Raw genomic sequence first — 25,647 nt, 5'->3', positions numbered from 1 at the left:
TTGCATCGCTCTGTTTTAGCTTGATTGCTCAGTACGTCTTTTATGCCGAACTAAATTTTAATCACCTGATACTGGGGTAGCACAAAACGATTCAATTATTTGGTAAAATTTTTCAGGATCAATAGGTTTGGCCAAATGGTCGTTCATACCGGCCGCCTGCGCTTTTACAATATCCTCATAGAACGCGTCCGCCGTCATGGCGACAATAGGAATAGTCTTTGCCCTGGAATGCCCGGACTGGCGAATGGCGATGGTGGCCTGATAGCCGTCCATTACAGGCATTTGCACATCCATCAGAATCAGATCGTAAGAGTCTCCCTTTGCCAAAAATTGCTCCAGGGCCTCTTGCCCGTTGCCCGCACAGTCAATCTCCATGCCGGCCATTTTCAGCAGCTCCACGGCGATCTCCTGGTTCAGGGCGTTATCCTCCACCAGCAGCACGCGGCGGCCGGTTAGGACGGAATTTGTTTTTTTGTCCGTAGTCCCTCTTTTCATCGTACGCTCAATGCCAGTCACGGTAAGAAGGGTGTTGTAGAGGGATGAAGCAAATATAGGCTTAGAAAGGAATGCGTTTGCGCCCGCTTCCCTGGCGCTCTTTTCGATGGCGGTCCAGTCGTAAGCCGTAATGATAATGATGGTCGTGTCCGGTCCCACAAACTCACGGACCCGCCGCGTGACTTCAATCCCGTTCATGTCGGGCATCTTCCAATCAATCAGGCACACGTCATATTCTTCCCCTGTTTTATGGGCCTCCAGAACCTCTTCCACACACTCTAACCCGGTCAATACCCAGCGAGAGCGAATTCCCAAATTTTTCAGCAGCAGCGAGGCATGTATGCAGGAATCCCGGTCATCGTCGGCCACCAGCACCTTGAGTGAATCCAATGCCTGATGATTGTGGGAAAGCTCATCTCCTGCTACCGATTCTGTATCAAAGCCCAGTTCTACGGTAAAGGTACTTCCTTTCCCCAATGTGCTTGCAGCTGAAATAGTGCCACCCATCAGCGTAACCAGGTTTTTGCAAATTGACATTCCCAAACCGGTACCGCCATATTTCTGGCTCGTAGCGGCGCTTTCCTGCTCAAACGGCCGGAAAATCCGGGTTAAAAATTCCTTACTCATGCCGATACCGGTATCACTGACCGTAAAGCGCAGGCGGACATGTTTGTTTTTCTTTTGGATTTGCCGGATTTCCATGCGGATCGTTCCGTTCTCCGGTGTAAATTTGATTGCGTTGGAGAGAAGGTTGATTAGAATTTGGTTCAGGCGCAAGGCGTCGCCGATCAGGATTGTGTCGGTAAGATCAATCAATGGTATGGAAAAACGGATACCTTTATCTACTGCCTGCGGATAAAAGATTGACGTGATGGATTCCATTACGCTTTCCAGGTTAAAGGCCTCATGGACGATTAACATCTTCCCTTCATCTATTTTGGACATATCGAGCACATCATTTATAAGTGTCATCAAATGCTTGGAGGAGTATCCAATCTTTTCCAGGCAGTCCTCCACCCTCTTTCGGTCTTCTATGTAGGCGCCTGCAATGGTAGCCATGCCAATAATAGCGTTCATGGGGGTGCGAATCTCGTGGCTCATGCGGGAGAGAAAATTCTGCTTGGCGGCATTGGCGTTCTGCGCATTAACCAGAGCGTCTTTGAGCGCCTGTTCTTTCACGATCTCCTCGGTCTGATCGAAGAGAGTGACAATATAGCGCAGGATTTTATTCCCCGACATTACCGGGTAACTGCGAATCTTGATCCAGCGGGTCTCTCCGCTGTTAAAACGCATCTGAATGTCAACGCTATTGTTCTCCTTTGTATCCGGCTTCCGGATAAATTCCGCAAAGGCCGTCTGATCCTCATCCGTAACCCTGCCCGCCAGCAATTGCATATCATCCATAACCGCGTCTCCTGGGATACCCAAAACACGCTGACAGTTAGCGCTGACATATTCCAACACGCTATTCTCCTGATCGAAAATCAGGAATACCTCATCCACATTGGCGGAAAGAACGTCGAAAAGGCTCTCACGGTATCGAATCTCCCGAATATTTTTCCGCTCATGCCAAAAGGTAAACAGGAAGTAAGCGGGCAAAAAAACAGTGAGTATTACAGCCGATACAATAGCCTTAACAGCTGTATTCGCTGCTCCGTGCTCTAACCCCTCAACTTTACTGTCCGCAAAGTCTATAATTATAGTCAATGCATCATACACCGCGTCGTATTTAGGATATATATACTCCTCTACATATTGGGTGGTATCTTCCCGGTTCATAGGAATGATAAGCGGTAATGCTTCGGCTTGTGTTTCTTCCAAATCCTGCATTGCAGCCAATAATTGGGCTGTATCTTCCACTGGCCCCAGATATTGACTGGTAATGACTTTAATTGCATCGTACTGCATAGCGTACCGTTTCTCCAGCAACTGCTGTACCGTATCCAAATCCCCTGAGGACTCTGCAATAATATTCAGCAAAAATCCCTTCATATCCAATAGACGGGTACGCATTGCCCGGGATTCATTGGAAACAGTATAGGGATGTTTATAAATTATTGATGTTGTCTGATACAACTGATAGGTAGAATAAATACTGAACGCGGACAATCCAACAGCTATTACACAAATTAATGCCAATCCAAGCTCTTTCACCCTGCTTCTTTTTCGTTCACCCATTAAAAAATATCGCTCCTCCCGTCGGCAAACGTTGTCAGTATCGACGTTTGCTGGCTAATGTTTAATTTTTTCACAAAACAACATCTTATTTTCTGAAAGTTTCAACAAATCCCATGATTATTTCTTAGTACACATTTTTACCAAAATGCACCAAAATTTGCCTTAATTGTAGCATAGCCCCCCAATAAAAACAATGGATATTTCTCTGTATGTTCCAGCATGATGACTCCCCTTATCTGCCATACCATTTTCCCCATACGCATACAAAAATACCGGGCATTTTGCGCCCGGTATTCTATACGATTTGTCACATTATTGAAAATACTAATTTGTCGCCATGCCGCCCCGAAAATACTTGTATCTATATTTCACCAGCAATGCGATTGCTAACAGCATAGAAAGAAACTCGGCTGTTACTGGAGCCAGCCACGCACCCGTTATCCCCCAAATGTTGGGAAATACCAGCAAGAACACGGTAAACAGTGCAAATGTCCGGGTAAAAGACAGAATTGCAGATATTTTGCCGTTGGAGAGAGCTGTGAATAATGCGGATGTGAACATGCCTAATCCATTAAATAGAAAGACAAAAGCATAAATCTTAAACCCGCCTGCCGCCAGCCGATACACCTCGGAATCCCGTGGGACGAAAAAGCCGGTCATTACTCCTGCGCATAGTTGGCAAACGATGAATAAAAGCACAGATATGAACGATACCCAAAACAGGCATAGTTTCAGTAACCGGCGCAGTTCCTCTTTGTTTCCGGCCCCATATTGGTAACTCACAACAGGGGATACGCCCATGGAAAAGCCGACAATGACTCCTACAAACAAAAACTGAGTGTATATCAAAACGGCAAGTGCGGCAACGCCATGTTCCCCTGCCAGCCGCATCATAACAATATTAAAGATGGCCGAAGTAATTCCTTGCGCCAGTTCCCGCACCAGTTCAGACGAGCCGTTATAGCAGGATTGCCCCCATTCTTTTAGCTTTATGAGCGGCTTTACAAAATGCAGGGTGCCTTTTCGTTTTGAAAATACAACAATCCCCGCGATGGTTGCAATGCTGTACCCGATGCCTGTTGCAATAGCGGCTCCGGTCATACCCATATGCAGCAGCACCATGAAAATATAATCCAGTACAATATTTGCCACTCCGGCACCCACCATCAGCCAAAGGCCCAAATTGGGCTTTCCCGCTGTTACAAAGAGGTTTTGAAATAAGACCTGTAGCAGTAAAGCTGGTGCAAACAGAATGAGAATGCCCAAATATTCGCGGGCATACGGCAGAATTTGTTCGCTGCCCCCCAAAGCGAAGATAAGGTTATCCATGAAAATCGTACTTAAAAGTGCGAATGCAATTCCAATTGAAACCGCGATAAGAACAAGGGCCGTAAAGTTTTGCTTGGCCTCCAAATCCTTTCCTTCGCCCATTTTTTTTGCGATGATGGCACTGCCGCCGGTAGCGAACATGGTCCCCAACCCATAAAAAAATGAGATGACAGGCGTTACGATATTAATAGCCGACAGGCCAACCGTATTCACATAATTGGATACAAACATGGCGTCAACGACCTGATACAGCCCCATGAACACCATCATTATAATCGTTGGCATAGCAAAGCGCAGCAGCGAAAATATTGTGAATTTCCGGGCAAGCGCGTTTTTTTGATTGCTCATTGCAATTTCCTCCATATTCAAATAGGCTCTTGCAGAAAGCATCAAAAAAGGCATAGCCAAAGCTATGCCAAAACAAACACGATTGTAAAAAGGGTGTGTTTTCAGCATATCCTGCAAGGCACGACAAAAACAGCAACAGGGTTCTCCTATTGCAAAATCTTCGTTTCATGCTTTACAGTAATACCGACAAACTAGCACCTCCTTTTTGAATAACGATAACGTTATCATATTCTAATGGAAATGTCAACAGTAACATTCAGCGGACCGATACATGAAAATATTCAATCATCAGGGCCAGCCTTTTGCAGCATAACAGTAAGTTGGAACATCGGTCCGCTGCACGTATATTCTGCACCTCCATAATACTTTTTTGCACACCGCAAAATAGTCTGGTATCCGAGTCCATGCTGAACGGTATCTTCTTTTCTGGTTCTCAGGGCGGCGCCGTTCCCTGCTTCAATTACCAAGCCATCGCAGCTATTCTCCAGTTCCATTAAAAACATATTGCTTTTACAGTAAGACCGTATCTTTATATACGCCTTCGCCTCCGAATCCTTCTCAAGCAGCGTCTCGCAGGCCTCCAGGGCATTGTCCAGACTATTGTTCAGAATGATGCTCAGATCAAAGGCATCGATACCAAAATCTTTCGGGAAACGAAATTCACTGTCAAACTGTATCCCCCGGTCCTTTGCACGTCTGGCTTTTCCGTTGAGCACCACGTCCGTCACAGGATTGCCTGTATGGATGGAATAATTCAATGTGTTTAACGCAGTGCCAATCCCGGAAAAATAGCCTGCCAGTTCGCTGTCTTCCTCCTCCACGTCAATTCCCTGCGCCGCCAGTAAGCTCTTGATATCAAAGAGACAATTCTGCATATCGTGCCGCATGGAGCGGATACCCGTGTAAAGTTCCTCAATTTCTTTGATATGTCTCTGCATCTGATTCACCTGGTTTTCCAGGATGACTGCCCGCTGCTTTTCTTCCACATAGCTGACAAGTTTCTGATAAATCCCATAGGCGTACAGGATACATAAAAGGGAAGCCACCGCCAAAAATGGAATCATAAAATATAGCGTCATGCTTTGAAGCGGGTCGTCCCACGTCGCCCAATCGACGAATACAGAATTCGACACCAGGAAATAGGCCGCTCCCGTAAAGATGGAATAAACATTCGCCGCAAATGATGGCATGAGCAGAAAATACAGTTCGCTCCGGGGAATTCCCTCCGTGTCACGCTCCCCCATGCGGGCCAGTTTTCTGACCGAGAGAACCAGCGCCGCGCAGGCAAGAAACAGCATCAGGCACTTCTCCCAATCGAAATAAATGTTTACCGTCTCCGACGCATGGATCGAGGACGCGGGATCTTTCACGTAAGAGTACAGGCGAAATATCTCCGAGTTTGGGGGAAGTTCCAGGTAACTGCTAATTTCCTTAAAAAATAACTGCCCATAGGTGTATAATGCCTGGCACAATCCGAAAACTGCCTCGAATGTAACCGCAGCATATACCTTTTTGCTGAATTTTCCCCTGTAGGCAAGATAAATCACTGCCAGCAGCAGAATCACTTCCATAACAGGGAATAAATAGTAAAGGCCCCGCGGCAGCCGAATCCACCACCGATACTTGAATAATGTAAAAAAGAGTACCGCCAAGAAGAGATGAGCCGCCCATTTAAACCGGTCCAGTCTGGGTTTCAGAAACTGTTTCAACAGATATACCAGGCAAATACTTGCTGTAAACGCAAGCAGGAACGATAGGTAATTAGAGAGAGCCACATTATTGATCGCTTGATAGGAGCTGGTTATTTCGGAAAATTCCTCTTCCGTCAAAGTGGTCCCGAAGGATTCCGGCATCTCGCGGGCCTTATAGCCGTATTCCGAATCCGGATCAGGCACCAGCAGAGAGCCGGTGGTTTCCGGGATACCGGATGATTCGGATTCCTCCAAAAGTGAGAAAGATTGTATCAATATCGTGTCCATTTTATCGCCCCTTTCCTCTGCGCTGGGGTAAAGACATTAGTAAAACAGTTTTTTTGGTAATTGTTACAGCCATATCATTCTCCTCATTTTTGTATGATAGCGGATCAAATGTATTTCTGCTTTTAAGCATTTCACTCCATCCTTTCGAAAGTCTATCGGACAAGGTGGAATAGATTTTTCTATTTACCATGCCGGCGCATTTTATCAAGCACCGCCTCCTTCTTATTTTGAATCTTCCGCAGCGTTTTTACACGTTTCAAATGATATCTGACAGCGGCCTGATACCAGCTTTAACCGATTTCATCATCATGGGCACGGCAAAAAAAGCCTGGTCTTATTACCTGACGCAGTACAGAAGCAATATGAACCAGAATCTGATCCCCTGTTTTCTCACCCAATATCCGGTTAATCAGTTTGAATTCCCGGATATCAAATTTAACCATGAATGCTGTTTCATCCGGATGACTGCTAATAAACTCCTGAACATCGATTTTAAACCTGGGAAGATTGGAGCATCCACACAGTTCATCATAATACGCGGCGTGTTCCAGCATTCCTGGACGCCTTTTTCTTTTTTTCATCCCATTCCTCTTACGATTTATTTTTTACCGCTTCCATCTGCGTTGTTCTCATCATTTGTGATTTTCCTTTTTATCAATCAAATTTTTCAATGTTTATCGTTGCAATCGCTGATTGATTAGGTTCTCCCGTTTTCAAGTCTTGTGGGGCAGGAATTAACATCATAAAACCGTCCTTTCCATATCGTTTTTCATAACCCTGTGCATATTCTTCCTCCACGGAAATATGCTGTATCTGTCCGATGATCATTGAGGTAATACCTGCGCCGCTTAAATCCTGTGTTTCTTTTAAAGTACACTCTATGTTTACAAATGCTTCCTGTATCATGGGGGCATGAATGGTTTTGGCGTTTACAAGAGAAAATTTTCCCACTGAAAATTCATCTGTTTCATAGTCATTATGGTTAATTGTATCTATCAGCTTATCGTAGTAGCTTATGGGAAGAAAATTGATACAAAAGCACTTTTCTCTTTGGATATTTGCATAGGTATGGGTATGCTGATACAGGTTTCCCATGACAGCAAAAAAAGCTGTCTTATCGCCATGAAAACAACTCCATGCGTGAAAACAGACATTTGGCTTTCCGTTTTCTTTCCATGTCGTAATTGCAAATAAGACAGTTGGTATGCCTGCTGTCGTTTCAAAGTGTGAAAATAGTTCAAATTCCTCTGGGTATGAGGGTTTGAAATACTGTGGAAACTCTTTCCCCATTTCAATTTTCATTAGAACACCTCCTCCTTTTCATTTTCCGTTGTTCCTTTATTATTTTGTTTCTTCAAACGGCAAATTTTGATTTTTTTGTTCCGCGATTTTAAAAATACCGTCAGCTCATCCAATTCTTCCAAGCTCAGCTCGTTTTTGAAAATCGGAACAAACTGATTGCGTTTCGTCTGTAAAGCTAAAATATGTTCTGTTTCAAAAATCCGTTTTAAATAGGCATACTTAAACTTTCCTTCCCCATGGTTGGTTTGATTTATCACTGCCAGTCCGTTTTCATCAAACCAGGTGGTATATTGATAGCCCATTACCCCATTGAAGTCCTGCATATCGCGCAGATTCCTTTTTACTGTTATCCAGCGGAACAGGACATACTGCCATAACACAAGAAACAAACCGACAGAAAAGAAAACCGCCGCAAGTGCAGGGTATCTTGCCGCACTGAGGGCGAAGCTTCCTGTGAAACAAATAATTGCTGCCCATTTTTCTGATTTCGGAATTCCCCTTTTAGCCACCTCTCTCAGTATCGGTTCATCAAGAACTCCTGTTGTTTTAAATAGCTCCATATGATGACTCCCGTTCCTTTCTTCGATTTTTAAGGGATTGCCAGGGTTACTGAATCGCTTCCAATTGTTTATTTGTAAAAGTACAAATAAACCACCCGGAAAGCTTTCCCGGATGGCCATTCATATTTCATCGCAAGTTTTCCATTTCCCGGCAGAATTTCATAAGGTAATTATACCGTCTGCCAGAAAAGCCCGCAGTTCTTTTCATTACATTTCCATATATCATTCATTACTCCTCTGCCGTATTTCAGTTCATTACAGAACTCCCCACTGCCTGCTTACTTATACGCAACCTTTACTCCGTACAATGTATCATCTGCATTAAAAGATACGGTCAACGAATAATGTTTCCTCTTCCACGTATAATCCATGACATCATTGCTGCCTAGGCTCTCTGTGGCATCTGTATATTGACCCAATGCAGCCGTTAAGCGTTCCATCGTCAGTTCGGAGAGTCGCACCTCTTCTTCAATCCCTTCTACATAAACCATGTCCTTGTTTTCATCATTTGCATGTATGGTTATGATTTTTACGGAACATTTCCCAGCATCAGTCCCATATTTCGATGTCCGGCTGAAAAATGCCGTTCCCATCTTTACGCCGTCTAAACTTATCGTGCAGGAAACAACTGCCTGTTTCGTTCCAATCTTGTCGTCCGGTTCCAGAACATCGCCCTGATCCATAGGTTTAAATTCCTTCACCTCAAAACCATTATCAAAAAAGTCATGACCATGGCTGGTACGTGGGGCAAAAGCAGCACTCCGCCACCACTGCCATGATTACAACAAATAATTATTTGCCCGATTTGCAATCTGCAAGGTAACTAATCGATAGGTTGCATATCCGCTTGTAACCAGGGGCTCCATTTTACAAAGTTCTTCTGCTTCCTCACGGCTTTCTGTTTTTAAGATATACATACCTGCCTTCCCCGGATAATCTTTAAACACGCCGCAGATTTCCAGTTTCCCCTGATCGTCCAGCCTTTTAATGTTCTCAACATGTTTGGAAATTATCTCCATTGTCATCTCATCGTAAGACTTGCCCTTCTCGATTATTACCATGTACATCAATTTTTCTATACTCAATTCGTTTTCCCCCGTTCTCCTGTCCGTATTTTCATCTCTCATGTGATTATCCCCACTCTCATTCCGCCAGTACGGAGCCGCCCGCAGTATCGATTCCGGGGCATCGGCTTACCAGCTCTTCCTGAAGCGCCCTGGCTGATTCCTGGGACGTCTCTGCCCATGCAGTCTTATTGTCTCTGCTCATCAGATTGATTGTCAGATAGTGAGCCTTTTTATGTGTTTTTCCAACTTTAATATAGTATGTATTATCCTTTAAATGAGCCTCTGTAAGCCGGTCAAGCTTCAGCACACGGGGCATATTATTGTTGTAAAGGCAGATATAATCCCTGGTCAGAATTCCATCCTTCTGTCCGGCCGCAAAGGATTTCAGCTTGCCAAGATGAATTAAAATCAGGCTGTCCGGCTCCATCGCCTGTCTGTCGAATTCCCGCACTTCCTGTTCGCTTAAGCCCCCGGCTTTGGCAACGATGCGGATCCAGTCGTCTGCGTTTTTTCTCATGCCTTTTACTATTACATAGATAAGAGCTCCAAATCCAATAGCCAGCAAAAGGAAAAAGACAGAAATTCCAATTCCTACCCCCAGCATATCTTCCTCTGCATCCCTGATGATTTCCAGTATCCTGTTGATGGACCAGACAAAACCGGCCAGGCTGCCCGCCAAAAAAAGTCCTATAAAAAACAGGCCCAGGACCGCATTCGCTCCGTTCTGTGTCTTCTTATGGGCCGTGAATACGGATCGTTCCGGATAATACTTTTCTCTATATTCTTCATTCATATGTTTTAAATACAGTTCTTTGTTCTGAGCTTCCATTTACCATTTCCTCCTTCTGTTATACGTTTCTGTGGTAACTTTTGTTTTATCATACCAATGTTACGAAAACCTAATATGCAAAAAAGCCATATCCCATTTTTACATTGTAAATCCCGAAACAAGACAATGTGTCAGGAAGATTTCCGTCTGCATCCGCAAAATTCCAGCCCGGATACCAACTGAAGAGGTCCTCCGGAAGCCCTTCTTTCTCTGTTTCCGGCAGATACAAACGGTATTCCGTGCCCTCCTCAAGACCATACGGATCAGATGCTATGTGAAGAATGCCATCTTCAATCCATTCCTCTCCGGATTCTTTTTCTGTTGTGATTTCAAAGAGCGTCATGGAGTATGTATTGCTGTCTATCTGCACGACGGTATCAAACCGTCCGCTGAAATTGCATATATATTCCTTTCCATGAGGATACCCGTCCCCAATGTCCCCCATATCAGAATCACAATATTCACCGCTAAACGAGCCATCCTGATTCAGTGTAATGACGGTATACCATGCGCCTGCCCCGCTGCTAAATCGGAAGTCTAAGGGAAACGCGGCCGGAAGCTTCGATTCTTCCTGCGCGGCGCTCTCCGTCTCTGAGCTGCCGCTGCCTGCCGCTTCCTCGGACGGGATGGGGGCTGTAAGTGCCTCCTCCTCCACCGTTTTACCTGTAGGAGTAATACCTTCTGTAGAAGTAATGCTTTCTACGGGAGCAATATTTTCTGTAGAAGTAATACTTTCTACAGCAACCTCTGCTGGTACTTCTTTGCTCCTGCAACCATTTAGGCACACCAGGCTGCCTGCAACGACAATCAATATCAATCTAGTTTTGATTTTCTTCAATTCTGTCTCCTTCTTTCAAAAACGATAATCCGAATATTCTTTTTTTAAGTCAGCACCCAGATTCCCACGGCGCCTGCCAGTAAAACAATTCCTATCCCCAGGAAAACAGGGCCTATCAACCGTTCTGCGGCGGGCCTACGGTCCGCAAAACGAAATTCCTCAGGTTTCTCCGGATTATAATAAATCGTATACACTTCATCCAAGGGATAGGGATTCGCTTCACCATCGCCGCAGACCACCTGTTTTTGCTCCCCTCCTGCACAATACTCCAAAACGGGCTGATAAGCGTAGATAGGAATGTCACCGGGCCGTTTAAGACGCACGGGACTCTTTCTATTATCAATCACCTTCGCGGTAGTCATTACCGTACATACCTTCTCTTTTTTGCGTGTCTGCCGCATATACCCGATGGCTAAGAGAGAAAATATCATTCCACCAGTAAAAGCAGTAAATCCGCACGCCATCCGATCTGAAATCAGAGGAAAAAACGGAAAAGCCATGAAAGGAACTACAAAAAGCACTTCCCATATGAATATCTTTCCCTCCCGCATTCTTTTGGGAAAACTGATGATCCAGGCAGATAAGACAAGGAAAAACATGAGAAACCAAAGAAGCGCCGGAATCGCGTCTTTGAGCCATTTGGGGTCTTTTCCATAGGCAAGCCCCATCCCTGTCATATAGGCAGCTCCCATGATTAAATCCAGAAAAACCGCTTTCCACATCAATTTTTTCCTGTATTCGGCAATTCTTTTATTTTTAATCTGATATTCGTTCCATGCCGCCTCCCCTATGGCTTCCCGCCGCTGTCGATCAGACTCCATTTTTCTCCGGTTGCTTCTTATCACTCTTTTATCCTGTCCATAGCCCAATACATACTCCATGCCAATGAGAACAAACAGGCAGATCGATATGTTAAGTGAATTGATAGCCTCCTTCGCCACCCCAAAGACATAAGCTACCAAAAAAAGCCATAAGATAAAGATTCCAACTGTCCGCCAATATCTTTCAAAAAATCTTTTATTCATCTGCATCTGTCCCCTGCTTTTTGTTTTCATTATTGGTACATAGAAAGTATCTTTTGGGCCTTTTCTTTTAGAACCTCCCTTGCCTGGGCAGGTTCTATTATTTCAACATACTCGCCAAAGGAAAGCAGATAAAGAAACGTCCACTCATTTAACTGGTATCTAAACGATACTTCCAAGGTACCGTCATCTAACTTTTTAATGTACTTCTCCTGAAATTCATCGTAGACTTTATACGCGATCTTTTCAGAAAAATGCAATTTGAAGATCGGTATATCATATTCTTCTTTGTACGCAGGATTAATGGAAAAATCCTGCGGCAGCACGCGTTCAAACAACTGGTTTGTAACCTGAAGCTCTCTGATACGGGACATTTTATAAATACGAATGGCATTTTTATGAAGAGACCAGGCAACAAGATACCAGGCGTGCGATTTGAAAACCAGTTTCAGCGGCTCGACCGTCTGATCCGTTACCGTTAACTCTGTATTAAAATAAGTGAATGTAATCACATACTTATTGATGATTGCACGCTCTAACGCTGTAATATTGACCCGTTCCTTTTCAGGGCTGCCCCAATACGAGAAATCAATCTCTAGCCATTCTGACTGCATGTTGTGGCTGAACAACCCGGCTACCTTGTTCAGAGTTTTATCAGCATCCGGGTAATTGGAAGATTTCAGGATCTGTAACGCCTGAATCATATTACTTTGCTCTGCCTGGGTGAAGTAGGATTTGTCCAATGAAAAACCTTGCAGCAAGGACAGCCCTCCGCCATATCCTTTTTGTGATGTGATCGGGATGCCCGCAACGGAAAGTATATTGATGTCCCTATAGATCGTGCGTGTGGAGACACCAAGTTCCTCTGCCAGCTGTTTCGCTGTCAGGTTGTCACGGCTTAACAGTAATAATACAATTTGAATCAGCCTGTCTATCTGCATATCACTCCTCTGCCTGTCTATCTGCTGCGGCAAGATAATTTAGACTGTTCAGGCATTTTAAACCGCAATACGCTAATTCCATGAAAACATCCCCTCTCCTAAATATTTGTCATGCGGCGCTGCCAGACATCTTTCCATCGGCTTCCAATAGCTGTCGCAGAGGGTTTTTTGTGCTGCTCCATAGCTTTCTTTCGTATCAAACTCCCAATAGAGCATATACTTGACGCTTTTTACAATGCGCGTGATCTTAGGCGGCGGCAGACCTTCTTTAATCTGCTCCATGTCGATGTGGTACTCTCTCTTTACAAACCGCAGTAAAAACAGCCCCTTTTGCTTTTCCAGAAACGTTTTCGCTTCCAGCATCAGCGCCTCGAATTCATCAACCTTTTGCGGTTTGACTTGATAAATACATATCTCAGTAAACGGCATATCTTATTCCTCCTTTGTCTCAGATGATTTTATCAAAAGAAATGCGACATCAGCATGTCACATTTCTCAAAAAACACGAATAACAATACCACTGGTTATTTTTGCAGCTCGTGAGGCAGGAACCGATAATCAATATCTGTTGCTGCATATCGTCCCCCTTTCCCAGAAAAATCAGAGCAGCAGATAATCCGTTGTCCCCGTTGCTGTACTTAAATTCCTACAACTGCCATCTCAGCAAGAATTTTTTTTGTTCTTGTTTCCATATTCTTTCTGCTGGACTTTTGCAGCGTAAGTTCGGAGACGATGTCTCCATCCTTCGTGAATAAGACCCTGTCGGCACAGGCAGAGATCTTTGCGTCATGAGTCACAAGCAGAATTGCAGTACCTTCCCGATTGATATCCGTTAGCAATCCCATGATTGCCTCCGCTGATTTTGAGTTCAGTGCGCCGGTGGGTTCATCGGCAAAAAGAATCTCCGGTGAGTTCATCAGGGCGCGGCAGATACCAGCCCGCTGCAGCTGTCCGCCTGAAACCTCCGTTATCTCCCTGTTTTCCAATCCGCCAATGCCCGTCTTTTTCATCAATAACTTAGCTTTTTGTGTGAGTTTCGCCATATTCTTCTTACCGTCCTGAGCGGTTGGGAGAATAATGTTGTCCAAAAGGTTTAGATTTTTGAGCATGGTTGGCTGTTGAAAAATAAACCCCATCCTTTTCCGGCGTATATCTGCCCGATCATTTTCGCGGAGTTTTGACAGTTCGGTATCTCCGAACATCACAGACCCGCTTGTGATGCTGTCCATTCCGGAAAGAGCGAACAGCAGCGTGGATTTCCCTGAGCCGGACGGACCCATGACTGCCACAAACTCGCCTTTTTCTATTTCCATATTCACTCCGTTTAACACCCTCACCTGTTTATCGCCGGTACCAAAAGTTTTTATTATATTTCTGCCTGTAATGATTCGAGCCACAGCTTATACCTCCTTAATGTGTTCGGAAATTTTGAGTTTACGAATGTCTGATATGCCCAGTAACGTGGCTGAGTATACGCATACCACAATGAGAAGCGGCGCAAACAGATATGCGTAAAACGGATTGACAACAAAGTGGAATGTTGTGGCCCCAAGAGTAGAAATCAGAGCCATACCAAACAGTTCGCCCAATGTGTTTGCTAAAATCACCCCGATGATTACGCCGAGTGCGGCCACGATTATGGAACGCGCCACATACTGCCAGCAGATTTCCCTGTCAGAAAAACCGAGAGATTTCAAAATGGCAATTGAGTACCGGTCTTTCGTCACAATCATCTTCATAAACAGCAAGGTGATCAGTATCGTAAGCAGAACTGCGGCGGCGATGGAAGCGAAAGCCGCTTTCTGTATGGCAGCCAAGGTGCCGCCGAAGGTCTGGCGCACATACTCGTCGGAAACCGCTATCGTGGCAAACGGAAACCCAGACTGATACCGCGCCGCTGTCTGTGACGCTGCCATCCTGTCCTTAAGTTCTATCGGTATGACCACCCGCACGAAGTCCGCGCCTTTTGCCTGAAACGCTGCCTTTGCCGTTTTTCCAGCATTGGTGATGTCGGAATAAATTCCACATATCGTCATACGCTTTTCTTTGCCTTCCACAACCAACGTCAGTTCCTCACCCACCGATTTTCCAAGCTCATCTGCGTTTAGGGAGGAAAGAGCAATTTCCGTTTCGGTGACAGGCGGGCCTCCCCGCGCATACATGACAGGGAAGGCGGTATGGTCGCCCAATTCCACCCGCAGACGTTCCATCCGTCCATCCTCTGTTGGTATATTAAACACCATGTCGGAAAGAACCGTGTATCTGGCAACGCTTTCATCCGCCGCAAGCGCATCAATCATATCCGCCGCTGCCTGCCTCAAGTCATCTGCCTGCGTCTGCGTCAAATGCACAGAAATGTCACTTTCCCCAACGCCCAGATAGGTCATAAAACTTCTCGCTGAAATGGTATTATAAATATTCTGCGGTACAATGAAAAGGAATGATGAGATAACGAGCACGGTGAACATGGTAGCATAAAGTTTTTTTCGGCATAATACGTCTTTAACAGCTAAAAAAACTTCAGATGATAAAATCTTGTTTTGGCTGAAACGAAAGCCCCTCGCCGCATTTGATTCTTCCTGCGGCGCACCGAACCGCACCGCTTCAGCCGCGGAGATTTTGCCAAACCGCTGTAAGACAGTTTTCACATACAGCATAACTGCAAGAAAAATCATCATAGCGCCGAGAACGCCTATAAGCGGTGCAATCGCGCCTTTGCTGCTTCCTCCCATATAAAGCCGTATATTTTCCATAAGGGGGCCGCTTAAGGGAAAGGAGAGCAGAAATCCCAAAACACAGGCAATCCCCGCAATCGCGCCGTACTTTACGGCATATAGATTGGCGATTTGCGAACCCCTCATACCCACAGCTTTCAATACGCCGATTTCCCTGTAATCCTCCTGTAGTTTTGCAAGCAATGTGAAACGAATACAGAGGAAAGCCACTACAACCACAAGGATACTGATTAGCACCAGCACCGCAATCATCAGCCCATCCGTCATCGAGTTGGCCATCATAAGCAGCGGGCGGCTTATGACCGGAGGGCCGTTGGACGGAAGCCTTTGCGCAAAATAATCCGACTGGAAGGCGGAGAAAGCGGAACGGTCTTTTAGGCGAAACTCAATCAGGTATTCCATACTGCCAAAGCTCTCCAGGCGCGCAAAATCATTCCCGCTCACAAGGAACCGCTTGGAACCGACAAGGTCGGCATTCATCTGTGAATCCCGCAAAAAACCGGCCACAGTAAACGACACTCCGTGTACGTTCAGTATGTCTCCTAATTTTGCAGCGCCGTTCTTCTTGTAACAGAGGGGAACGTATACTTCACCATCGGCGGGATGAATGATTTCACCGTTCAAATCCAGCAGGAAATCAAACGCTTCATTCTGCATGGAAAAACCATTATCCTGGATACTTCCCTCAAGTGATCTGCCCCTGATAAACAGTTCCGAAGCGTCCATATTCAGGAATTTCGCCAGTTGGTACGCCTCCACATTACCCTGAGTATCCGCGAAGTTTTGGAGCCGCTGCCCGTCAACTTCACCGGAGTGCATCTGCATAAAATCAATCGCCCTTGTTTCCTCCATCAGCTGGCCAACCGCGCCGGACAGATTGACCCCCAGCATAGCCGCAGACGATGTCAGAGCCGCCGCAATTGCGATAAAGACCGCGATTGTAACTGCAATCAGCTTCCCTTTTCGTATGTCGTTTAGAATCAGTTTGCCATACATTGTTAAGCCCCCTTCTCCATTGTTTGATCAGACTTCAATTTACAGTTCTTCCTCACATTTGAGCATCCGCTGCGTCAAGCCCCCGAGAAGCAGGATCGCAATCCCAACAAAAAAAGTTGGTATAAATATCTGTGCCCCCCATGATTCAAAGACAATGCCATATAGAATCTGTCCCAGCGGCGCAGCGCACTGAGCGACTGCGGTTATGATTGCCATGACTTTTCCAAGATTTTCGTTCGGTGTTATTTTTTGAACCTTCGTAATGATGAAAATGGAAATAATCGTCATACTTGCCGCGATAGGGACAGCGCCCAGCATAAACAGAATAAATGAGGGGCAATACCCCATCCCAAGCATAAACGGCATTAAGGATACTGCCATGAGCATCAAAAACAGTGCGGAAGCAAAAAGCCAGCGGTGTAATGTTTTCAGTTTCATTTTAGGAGCAAGCAGTCCAATGGATAATGCGCCTATTATGGTGGCGGCGTTAATCACTCCCATTCCGATCCCATACAAAGTATCTCCGCTTTGCAGCGTTACGCGCAGGACAATCGGAGCCCCTACCAGGAAATATGGGATTAGCACCAGATTCAGCAAGACGGCAATGATGCTGACCTTGCGTATAAACTTCTGTTTCATGACGTATATAAAACCGTCTTTCAGATCCTTTGTGATAGTCGGCACGATGCGTCCATTCCATTGCCGCTTCTCAAACGGTATCTTTATGAAAATTTCCATGACAGCCGACAGGAAGAATGAAATACAGCTAATCATGATAACGACACTAAGGCCCATGATACCGTACAGGATTCCACCCAAAACCGGGGCGGCAACAGCAGACAATGACTGGACCGCCTGAACAAGACCATTTGCTCCCTCCAGTCTGTGTTTCTCCACCAATAGAGGAATGCTTGCTGTAACAGCGGGGGTGTACAAGGCGCTGATAATAGACAGCAGCACCATCGTAACTCCGATGGCAGGGATAGAAATCTTCCCCACATTCATAAGTATAATCAGGCACAATACAATGGCACTGCTGGTAAAATCAAATAGTACCATCAGGTTGCGGCGATTGAATCTGTCAGCAACGGCTCCGCCCAACGGGGCAAGCAAAAGCGGTATATTAGATATGGCATACATTGTTGCGAATAAAGATTCGCTGCCTGTTGTATCTAAAACGTACAGGGAAAGCGCAAACCGCAGCAACGCCGACCCTAGAATTGAAATAATCTGGCCAAACACCATCAACTTGAAGTTATGAGGTGAGGGTATATCACTTTTTCTCTCTGGCATTCTAAATCCTCCTATTTAGACTGACCGTTAGTTTATATTTTCGTTTAAAAATTTGCACGATACAAACGAACGATCGTATCATGCAAATTTTATCTTAAGTTCATCAAAATACCCAGCCGGGACACCAAGTGTTTTTTCCATCATTTCAAGGAGGGCAGCCGCGTACCGGGTGCGTTCTTCTTCACTCCACCGAAATAAACCTTCATCAAAAATCACTTGCCCTGCCGCCAGAAATAAAGTAAACGATTCTAACAGATAATCAGTGGAACATGCAGCCTGGCCGTCATCTTCCTTGAATACTTGCGCCATAACAGGCGCGAGGCGCTTTATACTAAGCGCTAAACATTTTTGGTGCATTTCTGCGTTCTGGACTTCATGAAATTGGCGGGTCATATTTTCCTTGTCTTTTATCATTTCCTCGGATTGCCCTCTTCCTATCAAGATGGCAAGTATCTTTTCAGGCGGAGTCATGCTGGAATCTGCCACAACTTTTTCAGCGTGATCTACCATATCATCAACCATACGCTGAATGATCGCATCCATCACTTCTTCTTTCGATTTAAAATAGTAATAGAATACGCCTTTCGACAACCCGTGTACATTCAAAATATCAGTAACCGTTGTTTTGGCATACCCTTTTTCGACAAACAGCTTTTGTGCCGCATCTAATAACTCACTTTTTCTTACTTCTGGCTCTTTATGTCTGCGCATAATCCATTCACCACCTTTTAGACCAACGGTCAGTTTAATAAAACATAACATGAAGTGATGCATAAGTCAAGAAGAATATTATCTTGGGAACAATAATTGGGAACAATAATGTACGCTGCAATTCAGCAGCCCTTTCTACCCCTCGTTGATTTTTAAATAACGCATATAGGCATCTACAAATTCCGCATATTTCGTCTTAGTTAAAATCAAACGCGTTCCGTTAACAAGTGTTATTGTCTCCCTGTCATAACTTTGGACTTTTCCAAGGTTCACCAAGTATCCCCTGTGGCAGCGAAAAAAAGAGTTTCCAAACAGTTTTTCCAACTCTGCCATTGTCGAATACACTTCAAAGTGAGCATGCTCCAGATTGATAATCGCCTTTCGAAGATTACTCTCCACAAAGTAAATATCACTGGGATAAATATGTAAATGGCGGGTTTTTGTGTGAAAAAAGACTGCTTCTTCTTTTTCCTTTTTGGCATGCTTTTCAGCGGCGCGTTTCAGTACTCTTTCAAACTTCTCTTCATCGAGAGGTTTTAATAAATAATGGAACGGGAATAAATCCAGCGCTTCAAAGACATATTCATCATAAGCAGTAATAAAAATGACAGACGGAAAGTTCGGCGTTTTCTTTGAAATTCTACTTTGAAGCCGTTTGATTACGTTTAAGCCGTCCATGCCCTCCATACGCACATCCATTAAAATGATTTCAAAACTTCCGGCACTGCTTAAAATCTCCATACCGCTTCGATACTCTGTAATGACTGCTTCAGGCAGGATTTTGGTACACAAAGCTGAGAGATAGTTAAGCATATGAGGATCATCGTCACAAATACCAATCCGCAACATCATCGTTCTCCTAATCCGTTTGTTAAATTGGATATAATTTTACCATAATTCTGGCCTGATTCAAAGAATATGTCATGAAACACATATGGTATTGTAATGAAACGTTGCCAATAAATGCTAAAAACCGTGATATATTTATTATGTCCTGTCAGGCGGAACACATCCGTCCGGGCAAAGTGACAAGGAGAGAGGAGAAAAAACATGTATTTGATTTTATTTTTTTGTGTTCCACTCATATTAGCGCTTGTACTCATTAAGCTCACAGAAAAGAAAACGCAGCGGAAACATGCGATGCTTATTCAGTCGATCATTGAAGGTTCCGAGAGAGCGGTTCCGGAAACAGCAGGTTTTGAGATTGTGATGGCACAGGGGGCGAAGGACGCAGTATCCACGGTGAAAGGCTATGACCGGATTCAGACCGGATACGCTTCTCTTCCCAATCTTATCGTCCGTTACCGGGAGGATGAGATGTATATCATGGCGGTTCCCTGCCCGTCCATGACAAAGATGGAAGTCGATCCAGATTTTATTTTACATATCACGGCCAGCATGTTGAAAGAAGTAAAACTTGGAGCGTTAGGCAAAGTGGCTTTTTACTTTAAAGACAGCAACCAGTTTTTTGTAATGACGGTAACTGATTTTGCTATCCCTCTTGCAACACAGCCCACAGAACATAAGAACTTCAAGCCATATATCAAAGAGTTCGCCAGAAGAGTGAACGGGAACGAATAGGAATCAGACGTTTAAAGCGGAATGCCCGGAGGATTGTTGGAACATGAAAATTCTGATTGTAGAGGACGACGAGATGATTGCGGATATCCTGTCACGGGGACTTAACCGGGCGGGGTATCCGTGCGAATGCATCTGCGATGGAAATCGGAAACCTGGTGGATAAGGTAAGAGGCAGAAACAATGACGGTGTGGGGCTCGGGCTCTCTATCTGTGCGGATATTGTAAAAATCCACCACACAAGAATAGAATTGAAAAGCAGAGAGCACGAGGAAACCCGGATCAAAATTATTTTCCCGTGTTGCAAACATGAAACAATTCCCGATTAGAATAACCCCATACCAGAAAATGGTAAACAAAGCAAAAAAGGAGATCGATTATGAGAAGACAGAAAAACGTGAAAAAGAACATGGGAATGATTTGTGCGGGAGTTCTTGTACTCAGCATGACGGGCTGCGGGACCGCTTCCGCCCAGGTGACGGAAACGAAAACGATGACCACCGTTACACAAACTACCGTTACTTCGGAGCAAACTTCCGGAGAAACAGCCGGAAGCTCGGCCGAGACGAATCAGGCAGCATCCGATGAGGCTTTTACCGCTTTAGCAAAGGAGGCTCTGAATCAGTATTTTGGCGTCAATATGACTGATACGGCCGGATATACAGTCAATGTGCAGCACATGGAAGCATTGCCGGAATTCGATGTGGAGCAGCAGATAGCCGTAACATTCCTTCCAGATGAACTTAATTTAGGCGATGTTTCTGAGGATGCTGTGATTGACATGGAAAATATCGATACAAAGCCCATGTACGATGTAACCTTTACGGAACAGGGAACCGTAAAGGGCATACACTTAAGCTATACGGATTGGGAAAACAGAAGCAAGCCGGTCTCAGCTGAAACTGCAAAGGAGTTAGCAAAGGAATTCGTGATTTCCCACGGGTTGGCAGAGGAAAGCAGCCTTAATATCCTGGGCAGCGCCACTACCTCGTCCGATACCATTTCAGTAGTAATCCGACACAAAGAGGGGCGCGCCCTGCTGATTGGGGTAGACTCCCTGGCAGGAAGGGTGAGATTTTTTGAGGATACGCTTGAAAAATCTGCCGTTAAGTCAATCACACCGCTAGAAGAGGGGAAAGGGGTGGGCTGAGCGTTCAAATCATAAAAAATCCAAGGTTATATGTGTTCATAACTCTTGCCGCAGCCAAATCTAGTGGCTCGGAATATACACCTTGGCGGAAATACTAAGTTTCCTACCGGCGCGGCATATCCGAATCTGTTGGTGGGTTTTCACCATTCGTCCACAGTCATGTCTTTCGAACCATTCATGCAGTCCTGAATCCCCAATGCCCACTGCTTGAAACGAATCCGCGCAGCAACCTGGCGTTCTTTTGATACGAGAAAAAACGAAGAACCACCATGCATATCTCGCTCAATCCAGGAAAACAGCTCAAAATGGATTGTTCCGGAGATCCGGCACATATCTTTCAATATTAACAAGACACTCTGTAATCAAACACTTACCGTTCGTCTACTATATGCACCTTATACTTGTTTGTCCTAAACATTTCAAGAATCAAATTATCAAAAACAGCTTTATCTTTGCGACCACTAGATGCATCACCAAACGAATACTTTATATCTGCTTTTCCATTATCAAAGTCCAATACCATATCTAAAGAGGCCTCACATTCCATATACGTTCCAACCACCATATCATCAATATTACGAATGGATTTATTAGAGCCGTACAATTCCAATCTTTCTAGAAATCTGTTAAAAACTTTTTCATATGCCTTGGTCTCTAATAGTTTTCTTCTCAAATCGTATACATGCCCGATAAGAACATTCCGAGACGGGACATCTGATGAATTAATATCTCGATTGACTTCCAATCCATTTTTTTCTAAATAGTCTGCTGCCTGCTCCTCATATCCTCTGGGGATTGTAATAATAAATGTTGAGGGCATATGAATCGAAGCAAGAATCCCTTTCTTTCTAGCAAATGTTGTAATACAATCATTATATTTTTTCAAGTCATCATATAAATATTCATTCAATTCAACCCCGATATCAGCAAATTGAATAGGGCAACCTTCCCGGTGGTACTCAAAATACTTATCACCAGTTGAATTAATTCTCTTTATAATAATACCTGCCTTTGCCAAGAAATCTTCTACATCATTTGCTGACATACCTATTAAAGGTCGAATTACCTTCATACCTACAGGAAGTTCAATACCCATCTCGAAACCAAAATATCCACTGCATACTAAATTATCTTCCGTATGCCCATCCTGAATAAACTGTTTGATTCTCGCTATTGTTGTTCTGTCATTAGAATTATCCCCTATACATAGCCAACCATATTGGCCACTGTTTAAGTATTCTAATAACACCTTATACATTTGCTTTTTGCAGAGCAAACATGGCCTTCCTGCTACATAACCGTTGACAGCATCACAAAATTCCTTTGTATAATTTTTTATAATTAATGGTATCTCGTATTCAAGACAAACCTTCTTTGCTTCTTCAGTTGGAATTTCAGCTCCCCAATCATGAACAAAATGAATAGCAGTAACATCAATTCCATTTTTCTTAAGTAAAACAATAGATGCAATGCTGTCTTTTCCGCCAGATAACATAGCAATTACTTTCGGATTGTTTGATTTTTTAATATTGCTATATTCTTCCATTTTTACCGCTCCTCTTAAGCAAGAAATTCTATTACTTGATCACATAAAGAGTCAAAATCAGACTCAATCTTATCTGTATTTAGCTCAAGTACATTTTGACCAAAAGAGAACTCCTGTATTCCCTTCTCAATTCTTTCTACATCATCTCTAGTTATCAGAGGATGGAACTCACTGATACCATTAATCACAGGGTACTGATTCAACGTATATAGGGCTTGATGCCTATTTCCACCACTTATTGGTGGATTATCGCCCTCATTCATCAATTCACGTTCGTAGTAATGTACATACATCTGCATCTGCCCTAAATCCGGATGTGTCAAATCTCCAATTTTTAAATCGATTAATACAAAGCATTTTAAAACGTAATTATAAAAGACAAGATCTATTCGGAAATGCCGTCCGTCAAATGTAATCCTCTTTTGTCTGGCAACAAAAGAAAACCCTCTCCCCAATTCTAAGAGGAATTTCTGCAAATGTGTTATCAGCGCTTCCTCAAGATCGCTCTCATAAAAATCATCATTCGGACTTAGGCCCAGAAACTCTAATACATATGGATCGCGTATAATATCCTCTGGAACTTTTGTGGGTTCCAATTTCTGGATTTCTTCCGAAACTTTTTCTTTATTTTGGCTGGACAACAACCTTTCATAAAAAAACGAATTAATCTGTCTTTCTAACTGCCGTGTGCTCCAACTTGATTTTATTGCTTCTTCTGTATAGAATTCACGGGCATTTTTATTTTCCACGCGCATAAGCAGGCGATAATGTGTCCAACTCAACTCGTCACGCAGTGCGTGACTATTTGGAAATGCCAGATAAAACTGCCTCATGTATTTTAGATTAGTCGGCGTAAAACCTTTACCAAAATCTGCAGTCATCATTTTGGATAATTCCACTATTAATCTGCTTCCATATTCTGCTTTTTCATAGCCATCCTGCTGTTCCACAATACTTTTCCCAATATTCCAGTATATGTTCTATTTATTACCTTTATTATTTTGCAACTCAAACTTCACAGTATCAAAATATAGCGTTTAATATTTTATATCGATTAATACAAACAAATACTCTACATCAAGCCAAGATGTTAGGAACCTAATTACTATGAAACGATAATGAAGATGCCTGATATTATTATAACTACAATAATAGATCAGGCAACTATCCTCATTCAATATAAATAAAACTATTTTTTCAATCCACAGGTGTATTTCTCCTGACATCTTTATTATATCACTTTAAAAATAATATTCAATAGATTTATATATAATAATCTCTTGTGGTACTTATCTGTTTAGATTTGTTAAAAGATTCTCGCAAATCAATAAAAATTATAAGTAAGTACAGATTTATTTTATGAACACTGTTTATACCTCTCACCTTTTCTTTTAAATTTTTTACTATACAGTTTGTGCTTTTGCCAAATAATAAGGGTTTTGCCAGATTATATCTTATGCCCAGCAAAACCCTCATTTTTGAACTGTCCGGCGTTATCCCATCCCCTATCTGCGGAAACTTATCCATCTCTATTCCTTTAAAAACACAGCTCCATTTTGTCCAAATAATCCCGCAAACACCCGTAGAATCAAGGTTTCTTCACGAGAAGCGTAACTGTTTTCACATGTGTTGAGGCTGTAAAAAAGATGTTCGCAAGGCGCAGTTGGGCCTTGGAGTAAACAATTCTTTTTCAATCCTAAATCAAATTATACCTTTACTTTTTCTTCTAGTTCAAGTAAAAATTTATCATAATCTGATACGAACATTCTGTCCTGCACAATCCGGTATTTTTCAAATTCTGTTTCTGCATAAAGTTTTGCCTGTTCTGCACTGATTTTTCCCGCATCTGTAAGGATTTCATTTCCATTGAACTCCAAAAAGCCATCCAGCCGCTTCGCCCAGTCTTCCATACTCATCGGAATCTGGCGTTCTGCCTGCAATTCTGCATAATCAAGATACAAGGATACAATTCGCTCCATATAGGCCATCTCTTTATCACTTAAATAATTCTTAGCAATCGAAACATCCGCTTTTACAATCTTGCCATCAGGAGCCGCTTCCCATGTTGTCAGTCCCATATGTTCTTTTTCAGCATCCGCCCGTTCTACAATCAGTTCTGCTGCCGTATGTCTGTGAACCGCCCAATGCATTTTATTCTGCACTGTCTGAAAAAAGTGCCTTGTAGTCTTCGCGTCTTTATCGTAATCAAAAGCTGTGGCATATAAATCCGTAATTTTCTGATAAAACTTACGCTCTGAAAGACGAATCTCACGGATATTCTGCAACTGTCGTTCGAAATATTCGTCTGTAAACATATGTCCCTTTTTCAGACGTTCTTTATCCATTGTCCAGCCTTGAATTGTATAATCTTTCACGATATTTCCTGACCACTTACGAAAACGGACTGCACGTTCATTATTTACCTTAAACCCAACGGCAATAATCATCTGAAGATTATAATGGATGACCTCTCGAGTTACTTGACGCGAACCCTCCGTTTGAACTATTCGGTATTTCCGAATAGTTGCTTTCTCAGTTAATTCGCCATCATCATAAATTTTCTTTATATGCTCATTTATCGTCGGAAGACTTACATCATAAAGCGCCGCTATCATTTTTTGTGTCAACCAGATATTTTCATCTTCATAACGCATTTCTATGCTGTCCGCCTGGTCACCAACAGACGCTACATAGGTCAAATATTCCGCTGCCGAACTGTGGATCGTTATTTCATTTTTCCTTTCCTGCAT

At 43.5% G+C, this 25,647-nt stretch carries 24 protein-coding genes; 3 read left to right on the top strand and 21 right to left on the bottom strand.

All coding sequences use genetic code 11. The annotated features are described in order from the left end of the window. Positions 1-57 precede the first annotated feature (57 nt). The 18 genes from EJL91_RS12600 to EJL91_RS12515 all read right to left on the bottom strand — a co-directional run bounded on the left by EJL91_RS12600 (position 58) and on the right by EJL91_RS12515 (position 19,472). A complete protein-coding gene (locus EJL91_RS12600; protein ID WP_243125332.1) occupies positions 58-2,673 on the bottom strand; it encodes a response regulator in 2,616 nt (871 codons plus the stop codon). Positions 2,674-2,997: 324 nt separating this feature from the next. Continuing rightward, positions 2,998-4,350 carry an MATE family efflux transporter gene (locus tag EJL91_RS12595; RefSeq protein ID WP_125142330.1) on the bottom strand — a complete coding sequence of 451 codons (1,353 nt, stop codon included), beginning with the start codon at positions 4,348-4,350 and terminating at the stop codon, positions 2,998-3,000. A gap of 281 nt (positions 4,351-4,631) precedes the next feature. Beyond that, entirely contained in the window at positions 4,632-6,329 is a 1,698-nt protein-coding gene (locus EJL91_RS12590) for an ATP-binding protein (protein WP_125142329.1), read from the bottom strand. Between the two features lie 290 nt (positions 6,330-6,619). Beyond that, the gene (locus EJL91_RS12585) at positions 6,620-6,910 is read right to left on the bottom strand and encodes a GGDEF domain-containing protein (RefSeq protein WP_125142328.1); all 291 of its coding nucleotides are present in this window, start codon (positions 6,908-6,910) and stop codon (positions 6,620-6,622) included. Between the two features lie 73 nt (positions 6,911-6,983). Continuing rightward, positions 6,984-7,631, bottom strand: coding sequence for a flavin reductase family protein (locus tag EJL91_RS12580; protein ID WP_125142327.1), 648 nt, complete (start codon positions 7,629-7,631; stop codon positions 6,984-6,986). Then, on the bottom strand, positions 7,631-8,191 hold the full coding sequence (locus tag EJL91_RS12575; protein WP_125142326.1) for a YcxB family protein: 561 nt from the start codon (positions 8,189-8,191) through the stop codon (positions 7,631-7,633). Before EJL91_RS12575 ends, EJL91_RS12580 begins: the two co-directional genes overlap by 1 nt. 278 nt (positions 8,192-8,469) lie before the next feature. Beyond that, on the bottom strand, positions 8,470-8,874 hold the full coding sequence (locus tag EJL91_RS12570; RefSeq protein ID WP_125142325.1) for a hypothetical protein: 405 nt from the start codon (positions 8,872-8,874) through the stop codon (positions 8,470-8,472). 96 nt (positions 8,875-8,970) lie between these two features. Further along, positions 8,971-9,318 (bottom strand): YciI family protein, encoded by a 348-nt coding sequence (locus EJL91_RS12565; protein WP_341467000.1) that lies wholly within the window; start codon positions 9,316-9,318, stop codon positions 8,971-8,973. 16 nt (positions 9,319-9,334) lie between these two features. Next, positions 9,335-10,087 carry a hypothetical protein gene (locus EJL91_RS12560; RefSeq protein WP_125142324.1) on the bottom strand — a complete coding sequence of 251 codons (753 nt, stop codon included), beginning with the start codon at positions 10,085-10,087 and terminating at the stop codon, positions 9,335-9,337. Positions 10,088-10,157: 70 nt separating this feature from the next. Further along, positions 10,158-10,925: a hypothetical protein gene (locus EJL91_RS12555; protein WP_243125331.1), complete on the bottom strand. Its 768-nt coding sequence runs from the start codon at positions 10,923-10,925 to the stop codon at positions 10,158-10,160. A gap of 44 nt (positions 10,926-10,969) precedes the next feature. Next, the gene (locus tag EJL91_RS12550) at positions 10,970-11,950 is read right to left on the bottom strand and encodes a DUF3592 domain-containing protein (protein ID WP_125142323.1); all 981 of its coding nucleotides are present in this window, start codon (positions 11,948-11,950) and stop codon (positions 10,970-10,972) included. A 29-nt stretch (positions 11,951-11,979) separates the two neighbouring features. Next, the gene (locus EJL91_RS12545) at positions 11,980-12,888 is read right to left on the bottom strand and encodes a helix-turn-helix transcriptional regulator (RefSeq protein ID WP_125142322.1); all 909 of its coding nucleotides are present in this window, start codon (positions 12,886-12,888) and stop codon (positions 11,980-11,982) included. A 72-nt stretch (positions 12,889-12,960) separates the two neighbouring features. Next, positions 12,961-13,317, bottom strand: a complete 357-nt coding sequence (locus EJL91_RS12540; RefSeq protein ID WP_125142321.1) for a hypothetical protein — start codon at positions 13,315-13,317, stop codon at positions 12,961-12,963. Between the two features lie 209 nt (positions 13,318-13,526). Further along, entirely contained in the window at positions 13,527-14,285 is a 759-nt protein-coding gene (locus EJL91_RS12535) for an ABC transporter ATP-binding protein (protein WP_125142320.1), read from the bottom strand. 3 nt (positions 14,286-14,288) lie between these two features. After that, entirely contained in the window at positions 14,289-16,619 is a 2,331-nt protein-coding gene (locus tag EJL91_RS12530) for an FtsX-like permease family protein (RefSeq protein ID WP_125142319.1), read from the bottom strand. A gap of 39 nt (positions 16,620-16,658) precedes the next feature. Further along, the gene (locus EJL91_RS12525) at positions 16,659-17,912 is read right to left on the bottom strand and encodes an MFS transporter (protein WP_125142318.1); all 1,254 of its coding nucleotides are present in this window, start codon (positions 17,910-17,912) and stop codon (positions 16,659-16,661) included. Positions 17,913-17,990: 78 nt separating this feature from the next. Next, positions 17,991-18,623, bottom strand: coding sequence for a TetR/AcrR family transcriptional regulator (locus EJL91_RS12520; protein WP_125142317.1), 633 nt, complete (start codon positions 18,621-18,623; stop codon positions 17,991-17,993). Between the two features lie 135 nt (positions 18,624-18,758). Beyond that, complete coding sequence (locus EJL91_RS12515; RefSeq protein ID WP_125142316.1) at positions 18,759-19,472, bottom strand: LytR/AlgR family response regulator transcription factor; 714 nt, start codon at positions 19,470-19,472, stop codon at positions 18,759-18,761. 291 nt (positions 19,473-19,763) lie between these two features. Here EJL91_RS12515 and EJL91_RS12510 point away from each other — a divergent pair, with 291 nt between their 5' ends. The 3 genes from EJL91_RS12510 to EJL91_RS12495 all read left to right on the top strand — a co-directional run bounded on the left by EJL91_RS12510 (position 19,764) and on the right by EJL91_RS12495 (position 21,351). Continuing rightward, positions 19,764-20,204: a hypothetical protein gene (locus EJL91_RS12510; RefSeq protein ID WP_243125330.1), complete on the top strand. Its 441-nt coding sequence runs from the start codon at positions 19,764-19,766 to the stop codon at positions 20,202-20,204. 137 nt (positions 20,205-20,341) lie between these two features. Continuing rightward, on the top strand, positions 20,342-20,530 hold the full coding sequence (locus EJL91_RS25370; RefSeq protein WP_125142314.1) for a hypothetical protein: 189 nt from the start codon (positions 20,342-20,344) through the stop codon (positions 20,528-20,530). Between the two features lie 50 nt (positions 20,531-20,580). After that, positions 20,581-21,351: a hypothetical protein gene (locus EJL91_RS12495; protein WP_125142313.1), complete on the top strand. Its 771-nt coding sequence runs from the start codon at positions 20,581-20,583 to the stop codon at positions 21,349-21,351. 370 nt (positions 21,352-21,721) lie between these two features. Here EJL91_RS12495 and EJL91_RS12490 read toward each other — a convergent pair whose 3' ends face one another. The 3 genes from EJL91_RS12490 to EJL91_RS12480 all read right to left on the bottom strand — a co-directional run bounded on the left by EJL91_RS12490 (position 21,722) and on the right by EJL91_RS12480 (position 25,647). Further along, the gene (locus EJL91_RS12490) at positions 21,722-22,897 is read right to left on the bottom strand and encodes a tRNA lysidine(34) synthetase (protein ID WP_125142312.1); all 1,176 of its coding nucleotides are present in this window, start codon (positions 22,895-22,897) and stop codon (positions 21,722-21,724) included. Between the two features lie 14 nt (positions 22,898-22,911). Then, the gene (locus EJL91_RS12485; RefSeq protein ID WP_341467015.1) at positions 22,912-23,862 is read right to left on the bottom strand and encodes a PDDEXK nuclease domain-containing protein; all 951 of its coding nucleotides are present in this window, start codon (positions 23,860-23,862) and stop codon (positions 22,912-22,914) included. Between the two features lie 741 nt (positions 23,863-24,603). Next, positions 24,604-25,647 (bottom strand): virulence RhuM family protein, encoded by a 1,044-nt coding sequence (locus tag EJL91_RS12480; RefSeq protein WP_125142311.1) that lies wholly within the window; start codon positions 25,645-25,647, stop codon positions 24,604-24,606.

Source organism: Clostridium transplantifaecale (assembly GCF_900626075.1).
Taxonomy (GTDB): domain Bacteria; phylum Bacillota; class Clostridia; order Lachnospirales; family Lachnospiraceae; genus Otoolea; species Otoolea transplantifaecalis.
Note: the sequence above shows the minus strand (reverse complement) of the source record. Positions and strands in the feature narration are given on the sequence as shown.

Excerpts from the sequence above, each read along its gene's own strand:
- EJL91_RS12520 (WP_125142317.1), bottom strand. The coding sequence starts at position 18,623 with ATGCGCAGACATAAAGAGCCAGAAGTAAGAAAAAGTGAGTTATTAGAT.
- EJL91_RS12490 (WP_125142312.1), bottom strand. The coding sequence starts at position 22,897 with ATGGAAGAATATAGCAATATTAAAAAATCAAACAATCCGAAAGTAATT.
- EJL91_RS12575 (WP_125142326.1), bottom strand. The coding sequence starts at position 8,191 with ATGGAGCTATTTAAAACAACAGGAGTTCTTGATGAACCGATACTGAGA.
- EJL91_RS12590 (WP_125142329.1), bottom strand. The coding sequence starts at position 6,329 with ATGGACACGATATTGATACAATCTTTCTCACTTTTGGAGGAATCCGAA.
- EJL91_RS12585 (WP_125142328.1), bottom strand. The coding sequence starts at position 6,910 with ATGAAAAAAAGAAAAAGGCGTCCAGGAATGCTGGAACACGCCGCGTAT.
- EJL91_RS12515 (WP_125142316.1), bottom strand. The coding sequence starts at position 19,472 with ATGTTGCGGATTGGTATTTGTGACGATGATCCTCATATGCTTAACTAT.
- EJL91_RS12600 (WP_243125332.1), bottom strand. The coding sequence starts at position 2,673 with ATGGGTGAACGAAAAAGAAGCAGGGTGAAAGAGCTTGGATTGGCATTA.
- EJL91_RS12510 (WP_243125330.1), top strand. The coding sequence starts at position 19,764 with ATGCTTATTCAGTCGATCATTGAAGGTTCCGAGAGAGCGGTTCCGGAA.
- EJL91_RS12595 (WP_125142330.1), bottom strand. The coding sequence starts at position 4,350 with ATGAGCAATCAAAAAAACGCGCTTGCCCGGAAATTCACAATATTTTCG.
- EJL91_RS25370 (WP_125142314.1), top strand. The coding sequence starts at position 20,342 with ATGGAAATCGGAAACCTGGTGGATAAGGTAAGAGGCAGAAACAATGAC.
- EJL91_RS12580 (WP_125142327.1), bottom strand. The coding sequence starts at position 7,631 with ATGAAAATTGAAATGGGGAAAGAGTTTCCACAGTATTTCAAACCCTCA.
- EJL91_RS12495 (WP_125142313.1), top strand. The coding sequence starts at position 20,581 with ATGAGAAGACAGAAAAACGTGAAAAAGAACATGGGAATGATTTGTGCG.
- EJL91_RS12545 (WP_125142322.1), bottom strand. The coding sequence starts at position 12,888 with ATGCAGATAGACAGGCTGATTCAAATTGTATTATTACTGTTAAGCCGT.
- EJL91_RS12540 (WP_125142321.1), bottom strand. The coding sequence starts at position 13,317 with ATGCCGTTTACTGAGATATGTATTTATCAAGTCAAACCGCAAAAGGTT.
- EJL91_RS12570 (WP_125142325.1), bottom strand. The coding sequence starts at position 8,874 with ATGGATCAGGGCGATGTTCTGGAACCGGACGACAAGATTGGAACGAAA.
- EJL91_RS12525 (WP_125142318.1), bottom strand. The coding sequence starts at position 17,912 with ATGCCAGAGAGAAAAAGTGATATACCCTCACCTCATAACTTCAAGTTG.
- EJL91_RS12560 (WP_125142324.1), bottom strand. The coding sequence starts at position 10,087 with ATGGAAGCTCAGAACAAAGAACTGTATTTAAAACATATGAATGAAGAA.
- EJL91_RS12550 (WP_125142323.1), bottom strand. The coding sequence starts at position 11,950 with ATGAATAAAAGATTTTTTGAAAGATATTGGCGGACAGTTGGAATCTTT.
- EJL91_RS12480 (WP_125142311.1), bottom strand. The coding sequence starts at position 25,647 with ATGCAGGAAAGGAAAAATGAAATAACGATCCACAGTTCGGCAGCGGAA.
- EJL91_RS12530 (WP_125142319.1), bottom strand. The coding sequence starts at position 16,619 with ATGTATGGCAAACTGATTCTAAACGACATACGAAAAGGGAAGCTGATT.
- EJL91_RS12565 (WP_341467000.1), bottom strand. The coding sequence starts at position 9,318 with ATGAGAGATGAAAATACGGACAGGAGAACGGGGGAAAACGAATTGAGT.